This window comes from Streptomyces sp. NPDC059567 (assembly GCF_042735655.1).
GTDB lineage: Bacteria > Actinomycetota > Actinomycetes > Streptomycetales > Streptomycetaceae > Streptomyces.
On sequence record NZ_JBHWBS010000013.1, the window covers coordinates 84,663 to 97,919 of the forward strand.

Here is a 13,257-nt window from a genome sequence, read left to right on the forward strand (position 1 = left end):
GCTGAGCCGACGACATGACCTACGCCATCACCCAGACGTGCTGCAGCGACGCCACGTGCGTCGCCGTCTGCCCCGTCAACTGCATCCATCCGACGCCCGAGGAGCGGGCGTTCGGCAGCACGGAGATGCTCCACATCGACCCGAAGGCATGCATCGACTGCGGCGCCTGCGCCGACGCCTGTCCCGTCGACGCGATCTTCCCCGTGGACAGCCTCTCCCCGACACAGCGCGCGTACGAGGCCGTCAACGCCGCCTACTTCGCCGACCGGGAGCCCGAACCGGCCGCCACCGGGCCGAACTTCCACGCCTGGGGCGCACCGGCCTTCGAGCGCGGTGTGCCGTCCGACTTGGCGCCCATCCGGGTCGCCGTCGTCGGCACCGGCCCGGCCGGGATGTACGCGGCCGAGGACCTGCTCCTGCACACCAACGCCGAAGTGACCCTGGTCGACCGCCTGCCGGTGGCCGGCGGACTCGTCCGGTACGGCGTGGCACCGGACCACCCCTCGACGAAGAAGGTGGGCGAGACCTTCGCCCGCTTCCACCACCACCCCCGGGTACGGATGCACCTGGGTGTCGAGATCGGCAAGGACGTCACCGTCGAGGAGCTCGCCGCGCACCACGACGCGGTCGTCTACGCCGTGGGCGCCTCCACCGACCGCCGCCTCGGCATCCCCGGCGAGGACCTGGCGGGCAGCATCTCGGCGACCACGTTCGTGTCCTGGTACAACGCCCACCCGGAGGCCGCGCGGGACGCGATCGACCTGTCGGCCGAGCGGGTCGTCGTGGTCGGCAACGGAAACGTCGCCCTCGACGTGGCCCGCATCCTCGTCATGGATCCGGAGACGCTGGCCGGCACCGACATCGCCGACCACGCGCTCGCGGCCCTGCGCGCCTCGAAGGTGCGCGAGGTGGTCCTGCTCGGGCGGCGCGGCCCCGAGGACGCCGCGTACACCGCGTCCGAACTGCTCGCGCTCACCCACCTGCCCGGTGTGCGGCTGGTCGTCGACGATCAGGACGCGCGGACCGGCGCGGCGATCGACGGCGCGGAGCCGGGCACGCGCGGGAAGGCGGCTCTGCTGCGGGGCGTGGCCCGGGAGGCCGTGGACTGGTCGCGTCCGCCGGGGCCCGAGCGACGCATCGTGCTCCGGTTCCACTCCGCGCCGGTGGCGGTGCTGGGCGACGACGCCGTGCTCGGTGCGCGGGTGACGGAGGGTCCGCAGGAGCGGGAGATCCCGGCCGGGCTGGTGCTGCGGGCGGTCGGCTACCGCGGAGTGGCGGTGCCCGGGCTGCCCTTCGACGAGGCGACCGGCACCGTGCCCCACGAGGGGGGCCGGGTGGCCGGGCTGCCCGGCGCGTACGTCGTAGGCTGGATCAAGCGCGGCCCCTCGGGCGGTATCGGGGCCAATCGCGCCTGCGCCGCCGAGACGATCGGCATGCTTCTCGCCGACGCCGTCGCGGGCGCCCTGCCCGCACCGTCGGGCACGGACAGGGCGTTCGGGCGACTCGCGCGCCGCCGCGCCCGTCAGCTCGTCGACGCCCGGGGGCTCGCCGCCATCGACCGGGCCGAGCTGGCACGGGGCCGCGCCGCGGGCCGCCCGCGGGTCAAACTCGGCACCGTGCCCGAGCTGGTGGCGGCGGCGAAGGGAGGCCGCCTGCGGCTCGTCCGGTGACGGTACGCACGCCGCTCAGTCCACGACCTTCTGCCACGCCGTCGTGCCGAGCATGCCCGTCTCACCGATGTCCAGGCCGCCCTCCGGCTCCACCGTCTGCCGGGCCACCCCGGCGGCGGGGCCGATCTCCACGTACACGCCGCTCCCCCGCTGCGTCGCCGCGTCGACGGCCGAGTAGCGCCAGACGAAGACGCTGCGCGCGGACTCCCCGGGCTTCAGCGTCACCGGGTGCGCGCCCGGGTCGTCGAGCGTGGTGATCGGTCCCGCGCCCTTGAGGACCGTCACGTCCATGCGCTCGCGGTTCACGTCCCGCACCCGCACGTCCGGATACCCGTTCAACCGCTGCTCGCGCGCTCCGCAGTTGGTGAGCGTCACGGGCATGGAGCGCAGCCCCATGGCGGCGTTGACCATGCCGGTCGACACCTTGACGCCGGTGGCCGGGCAGCCCTCCGTGGGCGTGGGAAGGGGCGGTTCGGCCGGCGGGGCGACGGGCACGCCGGTCACCGACGGCGCGGGGGTCGCCCGGGTCGCGGTCCGCTCGGGATCGACCTCGCGGTCGAGTTCGGCCGCCAGGCCGCACCCGGTGGTCAGGACGGCCACCGCGGCCAGGATCAGCCCGTGCCGGACAGGTATGACGGTCATGCCGCGATCATCACATGCCGCCCCGGGGCTACTCGAACCGCGAGGTGTCGCCCGCGCCTCGGCGCACGATCTCGGGCTCGCCGCTCGAGAAGTCGATGACGGTCGTCGGGTCCGTACCGCAGTCGCCGGAGTCGAGGACGGCGTCCACCGCGTGGTCGAGCCGCTCCTTGATCTCCCAGCCCTGGGTCATCGGTTCGTCCTCGCCGGGCAGGAGCAGGGTGCTGGAGAGCAGCGGTTCGCCGAGTTCCTCCAGGAGCGCCTGGGTGACGACGTGGTCGGGGATGCGGACGCCGACGGTCTTCTTCTTGGGGTGCAGCAGCTGGCGCGGGACTTCCTTCGTCGCCGGCAGGATGAAGGTGTAACTGCCGGGCGTCGCCGCCTTGACGGCGCGGAACACGTCGTTGTCGACGTGCACGAACTGGCCGAGCTGCGCGAAGTTCTGGCACACCAGCGTGAAGTGGTGGCGGTCGTCGAGCTCTCGGATCGTGCGGATCCGGCCGATGCCGTCGCGGCTGCCGATCCGGCATCCCAGCGCGTAGCAGGAATCCGTCGGGTACGCGACGAGCGCGCCTGCGCGGATGCTGTCCGCCACGCTGCTGATGGTGCGCCGCTGGGGGTTCTCGGGGTGCACGTCGAAGTACTTCGCCATGCGGGCAGTCTAGGTTCCCCGCGGGGTCGGCCCGGGACGGCGGGCCGGTGCGGTTACCGCACGTTCGGGCGACCGTCAGGCCGCCAGGCGCAGCTCCTGGCGCAGGACGATCGCGTTGAGCCGGATCGTGTACGGCGCGATGTCCATGATCTCCAGGGCGGCGGCCTTCTCCTTCTCCAGCCCGACGGTCACGTCGATGCAGAAGGCGATCGCGTACATGTGGTCGCCGGTCTCCTCGTCCTGGAGGGCGAAGAACAGGTCCCGGTAGTAACTGGTCCGGTCCGGTCCCTCGTCGTAGTACGAGAGTCCCGGCTCGCCCTCCTGGGCGGCGAGGCCGGTGAAGGCGTCGGCGAGCTCCTTCTCGACGGTGTCCCAGAACGAGGCGTCGGCGAACTCGCCGGGCAGCGCCTGGCGCACGGCCTCCTTCAGGGACATCACCATGACCATGACCGGGGCGTGCTCCTGGAGCCCCCAGCCGCGGACCATCTTGACGACGGCGCTGTCGGGTATGGCGTCGGCGGCCTGGCGGATGTGGTCGAAGTCGAAGTTGACGGTCGCCGGGGCGATCGCGTCCTGGAACGTCCTGTCGATGGCCCGGGCCTGGTCGAGATGGTCCGGGCCCACCTCGATGACGGTCCTGAAACTTGCGGTCATGACTCCTCCGGATGCGTTGTGGTGATCAAGGGGGGTCAGTATGCCGTCTGGCGTCGGCCGGACACACTCTTGTCGTCTTGTCGACTTCGCCGGACAGTACGGGGATGGCGATCGTTGTGCTGGTGGGCACGCTTGACACCAAGGGTCTCGAATACGGATGGCTGCGCGAACGACTGCTGAGTCGCGGGGTCGAGGTCATCGTGGTCGACGCGGGGGTGATCGGTGCGGCGCGGATACCCGCGGACGTCCCGCGCGCCGAGGTGGCCCGGGCGGCGGGCACGGAGCTGGAGCGGTTACGGAGCGAGGGAGACCGGGGCGCGGCCGTCACGGCGATGGCGCGCGGGGCGGCGGAGGTCGTGCGGGAGCTGTACGCGCGGGGCAGGCTCCACGCGGTCCTCGCCCTCGGCGGCAGCGGGGGCACGTCGATCGCGACGCGGGCGATGCGGGAACTGCCGCTCGGGGTGCCGAAGGTGATGGTCTCCTCGATGGCCTCGGGCGATGTCGCGCCCTACGTCGGCTCCACGGACATCACGATGATGTACAGCGTGGTCGACATCGCCGGGGTCAACAGGGTGTCGGCCCCGATACTGGCGAACGCGGTCGACGCCGTCACCGGGATGGCGCGGGGGTTCGCGGCCGTGCGGCCGCCTGCGGTCGACGACGGCCGGCCGCTGATCGCGGCGAGCATGGCGGGGGTGACGACCCCGGGCGTCGACGCGGCGCGCGAGCGGCTCACCGAGCTGGGCTACGAGGTGCTGGTCTTCCACGCCAGCGGGGCCGGCGGGCGGACGCTGGAATCCCTGGCGGAGCAGCGGCTGTTCGCGGGCGTCCTGGATCTCACGCTCTGCGAGCTCGCGGACGATCTCTTCGGGGGCATCCTGACGGCCGGGCCCGACCGGCTGCTCGCCGCCGGGCGCGCGGGGGTTCCGCAGGTGGTGAGCCCCGGAGCGCTGGACCTGGTGAAGTTCGGGCCCCTCGACACGGTCCCCGAGCGCGTCCTCGACCGCGACGTGCGGGTGCACAACCCGTCGATATCGGTCGTACGGACGACGGCCGAGGAGTGCGCGGAGCTCGGGGCGCGCGTCGCGGCGAAGCTGCGGTCGGCCACCGGACCCACGACCGTCTGCCTGCCGCTGCGCGGTCTCTCCACCCTCGGGGCGCCGGGCGGTCCGTACCACGACCCGGCGGTGGACGAGGCGCTGTTCTGCGCCGTCCGGGACGGGCTGCGCGGCAGCGCGGTCGAGGTGGTGGAGGTCGACACGCACCTCAACGACCCGTCGTTCGGCCGCGCCGCCGCGGACCTGCTGCACCGTCTGATCGAGGGGGGTTGAGGCCCCTCACCCGGGCAGGTCGGCCAGGCGCCGGCGGTCGAGCGGGGAGGCGCGGCGGTCGAGGCGCTGTTCCAGGAGGTGGCGGGCCGCGTCACTGTGGCCCGCCTCCATCAGCGCGTACAGCAGGGTCTCCTCGACGACCTCGCGCTGCGCGGCGCTGCCGCCCACCCGGCGGAGGGTGGGCAGCAGGTCGCGCAGCCCGTCCACGGCGGTGGTCCACTGCTCCTCCAGGACCGCCTCAAGGGCGTGGCACAGGGGAGCGATGACCTCCCGCTGCACGGCGTCCGCCCCGGCGGCGTGGGTGCGCAGCCGTCGGAGCGCGGGCAGATCGCCTGCGGCGGTCAGGGCGACGGCGCTGTGCAGGGCGGTGAACGCGGTCGCGGGCCGTTCGACGAGATCGCGGGCGACCGCGCCAAGGACCCCTTCGACGGGGACGGGGCCCGTCCAGTTCCGCGACATCCGGGCCCGCCAGAGCAGCGAACCCGAGTCGACGAGGGCCCGTACGCCGTTCACCTGGCGGGGTGCGAGCTGGGCGAACCAGCGGCGGCGCACGGCCTCGGCGTCGTCCAGGGCCAGTTCGTGCAGCGCCACGTGCCAGGAGAAGTGGGCCCGGTGCACCGCGCCCCGGCCTTGGCCGCCGATCCAGCCGTCGAGCCAGTCGCGGCCCGCCCGGTGCTCGCCGGACTCGTAGTGGACGTGGGCGAGCGCGTGTACGGCGTGTCCGGAGGCCGGCTCGGCCGCCAGGGCGACCCGGGCGAGGGCGCCCGCCTCGTCGATGCGCCCCTGCTCCTGGCGGAGGAAGGCGAGGAGCGAGGTGTGGAACCAGTGGCCGTCGTAGGCGGGCGCCGTGCGCTCCACCAGCCGCTGGGCCAGGGTGCCGTCGAGGTCGCCGACCCCGGAGAAGGCGATGGTGGGGACGGCGATGGAGAGGGCGAAGGCGTCGCCGGGGAAGCGGTCGAGGTGGTCGATGAGCGCCCGGTCACCGTCCCCGTCGTGGGCGCGGACCCGACGGGTGACGACGTCGACGAAGGAGCGTTCGCGCTCGTCGCCGCGTTCGGCCGCGCTGCGCTGGGCGTCGGCGAGTTCCCTGTCCACGTCGACCTCCGCGCCGCACTCGTGGCCGAGCAGGGCGAGCGCCGCGTGGCCGAGGGCGAAGCCGGGGTCGAGTTCGGTGGCCCGGGCGAACGCCTCGGCCGCCTTCGCCCGTACGGTGACGACCCGGCCGAGCCCGCTGCGGAAGGAGGCCGCGGCGGCGGCGTGGGTCGACAGCGGAAGGCCGAACTGGTCGGTGGGCCGGCGGCGGGTCGCCTGCGGGGTACGGGTGAGCGGAGCGAGCACGGCCTCGGCGATGTCCCTGGCCTGGGCCCTGATCTCGGGGATCGCCGTGGTCTCCCACAGCTCACCCCGTCGGGGGCTGCCGAGGGTGAACAGGGGCCGCTCGGCGCGTCCGAGGGTGTCGCGCAGGCGGCCGGCCTCGGTGGCGACGCCGATGCCGAGCGGTCCGGGCGCCGCGAGGCCGTCGGCGAGCAGCCCGCCCCACAGCGGGTCGCCCGAGGCGTCCATCCGGAGCCCGGGTCCGGTGCAGTCGACCACCCAGGCCACCGTCAGTTCCCGTCCGTCGGCGAGCGCGACGGCCAGCCGGCCGTCCTCCCGGGGCGTGGCCGAGGCGATCCGGCCGGCATGGATCCGCAGACGGCGTGCGGCGCGGGCGCGGGCGATGCTCTCGGCGGTGGTCGGGGCCATCCGGTGCCGGTGGACGTTCCACCGGGTGGCGTCGCGGTCGAGGAACTCGGCCCGTTCCTCGTCGGTGAGGCCCTGCCAGAGCGCCACGATGCCGGGCCGCAGCCCGTCGAGTGCGGGCCGCCAGTCGCCGTGGTCGCGCATCGAGGCGGCCAGATGGCGGCGCAGTTCGATGCGGAGGCGGTGCAGCGGCAGGGCCGCGAGCCCCGTCGGCGGCGGTACGGGCGGGAGCGGGGCGACGGCGTGGGGCTGGGGCAACAGGCCGCTGCGGGACAGGGCGTGGACCGTGCGGCCGGGCCGGTCGAGGACGAGGGCGAGGTCGACGGCGGTCAGTCCGGTGCCGACGAGCAGCACGTCGTCGTGCGCGCCGATCGTGTCGAGGGCGCCGGGTGCCCAGGGGCGGGCGATGAACCGGTCGGAGCCGCGCAGTCCGTCCGTGGCCCAGCCGGCGGTGCCGGCGGCGGGCCCGGTGGCCAGGACGACGGTGTCGGCGGTCACGGTGCCGCCGTCGGCGAGCCGGAGCTCCAGGTGCCCGTCGGCGGTGTCGGCGCAGCGCGTCGCCTTCGCGCGCAGACGGCGTACGGAGACCGTGCCGTGGGCGGTGATGATGGCGCGGCCGAGGGTGTCGGCGAGGTACGAGCCGAAGCGGTAGCGGGAGGCGAAGTCGGTGGCGGCGACGGCGGATTCGCCGTGCCGGCAGAGCCAGCGCAGGAAGTGGCCGGGATCGTCCGGGTAGCAGCTCATCCCGCCGACCGGGACGTTGAGCCGGTGCTCGGCGACCTCGGTGGCGTACGCCGTTCCGCGTCCCGCCTCCGCCGCCGGGTCGATCAGGACCAGGTCGAGGGGCGTGCGCCGGCGGGCCGCCGCTTCGCACAGCTGGACGGCGACGAGCGCCCCGGCCGCGCCCGCGCCGACGACGGCCACGGTGGAGCGCGGACGGGCGGACCTCAGGGACACCACGGACACGACGGAAACCTCCGAGCCAGGCGGGTGCAGCAGTGAAGTGCACTATGTCGATGAACAATGTGCACTGACAAGGCCGCCACGTCCCCGCGACCCGCGCCGGATCGCTTTCGCGCCAAGCGTGAGACATTGAGGCGGTGAGGATCTCAGCAAGAACGGACTACGCGGTCCGGGCCATGGCGGAGCTGGCCTGCTCCCCCGACCGGCCCCTGAAGGCGGAGGACATCGCGGGCCGTCAGGACATCCCCGTCCGCTTCCTCTTCGTCGTCCTCAGCGAGTTGCGCCAGGCGCGGCTGGTACGGAGCGTGCGCGGCCCGGACGGTGGGTACGCCCTCGCCAGACCCCCCGCGGAGATCACCCTCGCCGACGTCGTCCGCGCGATGGACGGGCCCCTCGTGAGCGTGCGCGACCTGAAGCTGACCGGTCTGGAGTACCAGGGCGCCGCCGCGCCCATGCCGGACGTGTGGCGGGCCGTGCGCACGAGTCTGCGCCAGGTCCTGGAGGGCACGACCCTGGCGGACCTGGCGTCGGGAACGCTGCCCGCGCTCGTACGGGAGCGGGCGCGGGAGTACAACGACGACGTACGGACCTATCCGTAGTCCCGGCGTACGGACCCGCGGGGCGTCACCGTGCGGGCAGGGTGAGTTCGCCGCCCCGGTAGAAGCCTTCCGTCTCCTGGACGACGTACGGCGCCATCACCTCGCGCCGCTCCCGTTCGGCGTCGGAGGACCGCCAGGCGTCGCAGGCCTCCTGCGAGTCCCAGAAGGAGACTCCGGTGATCTCCTGCCCGTCCTCGGACCAGTAGGCCAGAGCTCGGCGCAGTCCGTCGGGGGAGAAGCCGGGGCGCCAGGCCCGCTCGAACTCCTCCAGGGTGCCCGGCTTGATGCGGCGCGTGGTCACCCAGACAAAGTGCCGCTCCATCGCAGCCTCCTCGGAAACGGGGATCGGCTTGATCGCGCTCCTCACCACGGTAGGTCGACGGTGCCGTTTCCGCCTCCGAGGGGAAGGACCTGGGCTCTAGGGGCGCCAGCACGCTGCGGTGACGGCGGTGGCGACGGCGACTGCCGTGAGACGGTCGTAGTCGAGGGTGTCGGGGGTGTCCGTCGGCCGGTGGTAGTGGGGGTTCCGGAAGTTCGCCGTGCCGGTGACCATGACGGCCGGAATCCGCGCGTTCCAGAACGCGGCGTGGTCGCTGCGGCCGAGGTGGTTCACCGGGGGCAGCACGAGGCCCGCGAGGAGTCCCAGTGGGCCGTCCGGACGCGGGTCACGCAGGGTGACGACGGGCAGTGGGGGCCGGGCGACCCGTGCCGCCCGGCGCCAGAGGTCGGCGGCCCCGTCCGACGAGCGGCGATGGACCACGAGGGTGAAGTCGCCCCGCATCCCGGTCGCGCGCACGGAGGCGGCCACGCGGGGGAAGACCGCGCCGAACCCCGGTGGCAGCGCCTGCGTTCCCGCGCCCGTCGCGAAGCAGCCGACCGACTCCAGGCAGATCATGCCTCCGACGCGACGGCCGCGGCGCAGTGCCCGGGCCATGACCCGGGAGCCGATGAACCCCAGCTCCTCCATGTCGAAGCAGGCGAGGGTGACCGCCGGCGGCCGGGGCAGCCCGCCGAGCAGCCGGGCGGTCTCGAGGAGCGCGGCGATCCCTGAGGCGTTGTCGTCGGCGCCGGGGCTCCCCTCGACGGTGTCGAGGTGCGCTCCGACGAGGACGGTGGGACGGTCTCCCCGGACCGTCGACCCCGGCAAGGTGGCCAGCAGGTTCGCCCCGGTGAGCCGTCGGTGCAGGCGGAACCGCAGTGGCGGCATCGGCCCGCCGGAACGGTCGGTGCAGCCGGGACGCCACCGTACGTCGAAGGGCTGCCGTTCGGTCCGCCAGCCGGCCGCGGCCAGCTCCTCCGCCACATGGGTCTCGGCCCGGATCATGGCCTCGGGCGCGTGGATCCGGCCGCGCGGGCGATCGGCGAGGAACTCCACATCGCGCCGCAGGCGTCGCGGGTCGGCCCGCCGGGCCAGTCGCCCGGCGAGCGCCGGGACATCGGGGAGCACGTCGTCGCGCCCCTCGTGGCCGGGTTCCATGACCCGATGGTGACGCACGCCACGGCCTCGCGCGCCCTACGAGCGGGTGTTGCACCGTGCCCCGGTGCGTACGGGCGACGACACTGGGACGGCGAAACCCACGTCACTACCGGAAGGAAGCGGAAGAATGGCGACGTTCGATCCGATCACCCGTAGGCTTCTGCGACTCTTCGCGGTCCTGGACACCGACGGGAACGGGTTCGTCACCTGGTCCGACCACCGGCGGATCGTGGAGGCGTACGCCGACGCCTACGGGCTGGCGCAGGACGATGCCCGGATCCGGACCCTGGCGCGGGCGTACTGGGCCCAGTGGCTCGGGCTGCTCACCCAGGCGGTGCCCGGGCAGGACCGGCTGAACCAGGAGGAGTTCGTCGCCGCGCACCGCGCGGTGGGCTACGACACGGACCGCCCCGAACTGCTCGAGAATCTCGCGGAGGCGATCTTCCGCATCATGGACACCTCGGGCGACAAGCGGGTCAGCAAGGAGGAGTTCGCCGCCTATCTCGCCGTCTGGGGTGTGTCGGGCGACGAGGGCCCGGCGGTCTTCGAACGGCTCGACCTGGACCGCGACGCGTACGTCTCCCAGCGGGAGATCGGCCGGTCGCTGCGCGCGTTCCACCTCAACAACGACGACCTGAACACGCCGGGCGCCATCTTCCTCGGCATCCACTGAACGGGGCGGCCGACAGGGGGTGGGTGATGCGGGGCGGGCCGTGGTGTGGTCGGATCGGCGTCATGGACCTCACAGAGGAGAACGACGGTTCGCCGGGGCAGGATCCCGGAGAGCGCCGCCGTGCCGCCCGTCGGGTCGTCGCGAGCCGGACGACCGACCGGGCCGAGCTCGCGGAGTTCCTCGACATACTGGACCTCCGGCCCGAGGTCGATCACCTCTACCCCGGCTCGGGGACCGGGGCCGAGAACGCAGCCCGCTCCGGGCGGAAGGGCAGGGGACGCTCGGCAGGCTGAGCGGCGCTCAGCTCCCTGCGGGCGCGCATGAAGGGGCGGGGGCGGTCGACGGCCAGGACGGCCGTCGTGCGGCCCTCGCGCTCGTAGCGGCAGAGGAAGCCTCCCTCGGCCGTGGACCCTTCGACGACCCGTACGACGTCCCCTTCGCGGTGTCGCCCCGCGAACTGGATGCGCGCGCCGTACTGGTCCGACCAGAAGTACGGCAGCGGGCGGACGCCGGCCACGGTCCGCCCCGCCAGCAGATTGCGTACGGCGACGGCGGGTTGCTCGGTCGCGCTGGTCCAGTGCTCGGCACGCACCCCGCCGACGCGGGCGACGTCACCCACGGCCACGACCTGCAGGAGGGCGGTGACGCAGCCGTCGTCGCAGAGGACGCCGTCGCTCAGCGCGAGGGGTGAGCCGGCGAGCCACCCGGTGTTGGGTACGGCTCCGATGCCGACGACGACCAGGTCGGCGGGGAGCCTGCGTCCGTCGGCCAGCTCCACGGCGGTGACGGAGCCCTGGCCGTGCAGCCCGGCCACGCCCGTCCCGGTGATCAGTTCGGTGCCGCCGCGCCGGTGCAGGCCGGCGCACACGGCGGCCATCTCGGGGCCGAGTTGCGGCAGCAGCGGAAGCGGTGCGGCCTCCACCACGGTGACGTCGTGGCCGAGTGAGGCACAGGAGGAGGCGGTCTCGGCGCCGATGAACCCGCCGCCGATGACGACGACCCGCAGGCCGCCGCCGATGAGGGCGGCCCGCAGGGCGCGGGCGTCGTCGAGCGTGCGCAGGGTGTGGACGCCGGCGAGTCCGTGGGTCCCCGGCAGCCTGCGTGCGCCTGCGCCGGTGGCGATCACGAGCCCGTCGGTGACGAGGGTGCGGCCGTTCTCCAGGAGGATCGCGCGGCCGTGTGCGTCGAGGCTCCGGGCGCGGGCGCCGAGGAGCCACTCGGCGTCGAGTCCGGCCTCCTCCCCCGGGTCGGAGAGGGCCAGTTGCTCCTCGTCGGCCCGCCCGGAGAGGAAGTCCTTGGAGAGCGGCGGACGGTCGTAGGGCCGGTGGGGCTCCTCCCCCACGATCACGAGCCGCCCGTCGAATCCCTGGGCCCGCAGCTCGCGGGCGGCGTAGAGGCCGGCGAGCGAGGCGCCGACGACGGTGACGGTTCTCATGCCGCGGTGCCTTCCTGCACGGCCGGCCGGACATGGATGACGCCGCCCTCGACGACGACCTCGTGGGTGCGCACGGGCCGCCGCGCGGGCAGGCAGGTCGGCTGACCGGTACGAAGGTCGAATGAGGCGGCGTGGAGCGGGCATTCGACCAGACAGCCTTCGAGCCATCCCTCGGAGAGGGAGGCGTCCTGATGGCTGCACGTGTCGTCGATGGCGTAGAACGCGCCGTCGGCGTTGAACACCGCGATCGGCGGAGTGGTGTCGATCCGGACGGATTCGCCCACGGGGAGGTCTTCAAGGCGGCAGACGGGAATCACGGGCCCCCCTCGGTCCAGGAGTGATCTGCAGGACGCTTCGGTAACATCAGGTTGCGTATGGCGCATGAGGGAGCGCTATGCGCAACAGAATCCGGTCGGGGTGCCCGCCGCGTCAAGGGCTTCCCGAAGATGCGTGCCCAAGGGGCCGCAAGATGGCGAGAGTTGAGCTATGACCCGCGACCGCGCAGCAGCCCGACCGACCGAGGAGCCGGCGACGACGACCGAGGAGACTCCGGAGCGCACACCCAGAGGTGGGGCGGGGGCGATCCAGTCGGTGGACCGCGCCGTCAGCGTCCTGGAGATCCTGGCCCGGCACGGCGAGGTCGGGGTCACCGAGATCGCCGACGAGCTGGACGTGCACAAGTCCACCGCGTTCAGGCTGCTCGGGGTGCTGGAGAACCGGGGCCTGGTCTCCCAGGCGCAGGACCGGGGCAAGTACTTCCTCGGTGCCGGCATCCTGCGCCTGGCGGGAGCCGCGGCCGTGCGGCTGGACATCTCGCAGGAGGCGGCGCCCGTCTGCCGTGAACTCGCCGACGAACTGGGCGAGACGGTCAACATCGCGGTCCTCGACGACGACGCGGCCGTCAACATCATGCAGGCCCGCGGACCCGCCTCCGTGACCGCGCAGAACTGGCTGGGCCGGCGCACTCCCCTGCACGCCACCTCCAGCGGCAAGGTGCTCCTGGCCCATCTGCCCGTGACCCTGCGCGAGGGCCTCCTCGCCCGGGCGCTGCCGCGGTTCACGGAGCACACGGTGACCAGCGCGGGGATGCTGCGCGCCGAACTGGACTCGGCGTACGCGCAGGGGTTCGCCATCGCCGCCGAGGAGTTGGAGCTGGGACTCCACGCGGTCGCCGCCCCTGTGCGGGCGCACGACGGCCGGGTGATCGGTGCGATCAGCGTCTCCGGTCCGGCCTACCGGCTGGAGCGCGAGCGCCTCACCGAGCTCGCCGCACGGACCGTCGTCGCGGCCGACGAGCTGTCCCGGCGCATGGGTTACGGCTTCTGACCAAAACCCGTCGAGCACTGCCCCTCACGACGCGGGGGGGGGGGGTCCCCGCCCCCCCCGGGCCGGGGGGGGGGGGGGTGAGGTGACACCCAAGGTGT

Annotated in this window: 13 protein-coding genes; 5 read left to right on the forward strand and 8 right to left on the reverse strand. The window is 73.7% G+C overall.

Annotation, left to right across the window (positions count from 1 at the left end):
* Positions 1-14: 14 nt before the first annotated feature.
* Entirely contained in the window at positions 15-1,670 is a 1,656-nt protein-coding gene (locus ACFVZW_RS09540) for an FAD-dependent oxidoreductase (RefSeq protein WP_384519126.1), read from the forward strand.
* Between the two features lie 15 nt (positions 1,671-1,685).
* On the opposite strand, the gene ACFVZW_RS09545 is transcribed toward ACFVZW_RS09540, so the two are convergent.
* The 3 genes from ACFVZW_RS09545 to ACFVZW_RS09555 form a co-directional block, all read right to left on the reverse strand.
* Positions 1,686-2,312 carry a DUF4232 domain-containing protein gene (locus tag ACFVZW_RS09545; RefSeq protein ID WP_384519128.1) on the reverse strand — a complete coding sequence of 209 codons (627 nt, stop codon included), beginning with the start codon at positions 2,310-2,312 and terminating at the stop codon, positions 1,686-1,688.
* A 28-nt stretch (positions 2,313-2,340) separates the two neighbouring features.
* The gene (locus ACFVZW_RS09550) at positions 2,341-2,961 is read right to left on the reverse strand and encodes an L-threonylcarbamoyladenylate synthase (RefSeq protein WP_384519130.1); all 621 of its coding nucleotides are present in this window, start codon (positions 2,959-2,961) and stop codon (positions 2,341-2,343) included.
* A gap of 75 nt (positions 2,962-3,036) precedes the next feature.
* Positions 3,037-3,615, reverse strand: coding sequence for a Type-2Aa cytolytic delta-endotoxin (locus ACFVZW_RS09555; protein WP_384519132.1), 579 nt, complete (start codon positions 3,613-3,615; stop codon positions 3,037-3,039).
* Positions 3,616-3,719: 104 nt separating this feature from the next.
* Here ACFVZW_RS09555 and ACFVZW_RS09560 point away from each other — a divergent pair, with 104 nt between their 5' ends.
* The gene (locus ACFVZW_RS09560) at positions 3,720-4,946 is read left to right on the forward strand and encodes a Tm-1-like ATP-binding domain-containing protein (RefSeq protein ID WP_384519134.1); all 1,227 of its coding nucleotides are present in this window, start codon (positions 3,720-3,722) and stop codon (positions 4,944-4,946) included.
* Between the two features lie 6 nt (positions 4,947-4,952).
* Here the strand turns inward: ACFVZW_RS09560 and ACFVZW_RS09565 are convergent, their stop codons facing one another.
* Positions 4,953-7,637 carry an FAD/NAD(P)-binding protein gene (locus tag ACFVZW_RS09565; RefSeq protein ID WP_384519174.1) on the reverse strand — a complete coding sequence of 895 codons (2,685 nt, stop codon included), beginning with the start codon at positions 7,635-7,637 and terminating at the stop codon, positions 4,953-4,955.
* Positions 7,638-7,786: 149 nt separating this feature from the next.
* Between ACFVZW_RS09565 and ACFVZW_RS09570 the strand changes: the two genes are divergently transcribed.
* Positions 7,787-8,248 carry an RrF2 family transcriptional regulator gene (locus ACFVZW_RS09570; RefSeq protein ID WP_384519136.1) on the forward strand — a complete coding sequence of 154 codons (462 nt, stop codon included), beginning with the start codon at positions 7,787-7,789 and terminating at the stop codon, positions 8,246-8,248.
* 25 nt (positions 8,249-8,273) lie between these two features.
* Here ACFVZW_RS09570 and ACFVZW_RS09575 read toward each other — a convergent pair whose 3' ends face one another.
* On the reverse strand, positions 8,274-8,570 hold the full coding sequence (locus tag ACFVZW_RS09575; protein ID WP_376432241.1) for an antibiotic biosynthesis monooxygenase family protein: 297 nt from the start codon (positions 8,568-8,570) through the stop codon (positions 8,274-8,276).
* Positions 8,571-8,666: 96 nt separating this feature from the next.
* Positions 8,667-9,725 (reverse strand): M28 family peptidase, encoded by a 1,059-nt coding sequence (locus tag ACFVZW_RS09580; protein WP_384519139.1) that lies wholly within the window; start codon positions 9,723-9,725, stop codon positions 8,667-8,669.
* 127 nt (positions 9,726-9,852) lie between these two features.
* On the opposite strand from ACFVZW_RS09580, the gene ACFVZW_RS09585 reads away from it, so the two are divergent.
* Positions 9,853-10,398 (forward strand): EF-hand domain-containing protein, encoded by a 546-nt coding sequence (locus ACFVZW_RS09585; protein WP_384519141.1) that lies wholly within the window; start codon positions 9,853-9,855, stop codon positions 10,396-10,398.
* Positions 10,399-10,615: 217 nt separating this feature from the next.
* On the opposite strand, the gene ACFVZW_RS09590 is transcribed toward ACFVZW_RS09585, so the two are convergent.
* Complete coding sequence (locus ACFVZW_RS09590) at positions 10,616-11,833, reverse strand: NAD(P)/FAD-dependent oxidoreductase (protein ID WP_384519143.1); 1,218 nt, start codon at positions 11,831-11,833, stop codon at positions 10,616-10,618.
* Positions 11,830-12,150, reverse strand: a complete 321-nt coding sequence (locus tag ACFVZW_RS09595) for a bifunctional 3-phenylpropionate/cinnamic acid dioxygenase ferredoxin subunit (RefSeq protein ID WP_383553366.1) — start codon at positions 12,148-12,150, stop codon at positions 11,830-11,832. Before ACFVZW_RS09595 ends, ACFVZW_RS09590 begins: the two co-directional genes overlap by 4 nt.
* 265 nt (positions 12,151-12,415) lie before the next feature.
* Between ACFVZW_RS09595 and ACFVZW_RS09600 the strand changes: the two genes are divergently transcribed.
* Entirely contained in the window at positions 12,416-13,159 is a 744-nt protein-coding gene (locus ACFVZW_RS09600; RefSeq protein ID WP_384519176.1) for an IclR family transcriptional regulator, read from the forward strand.
* Positions 13,160-13,257 lie beyond the last annotated feature (98 nt).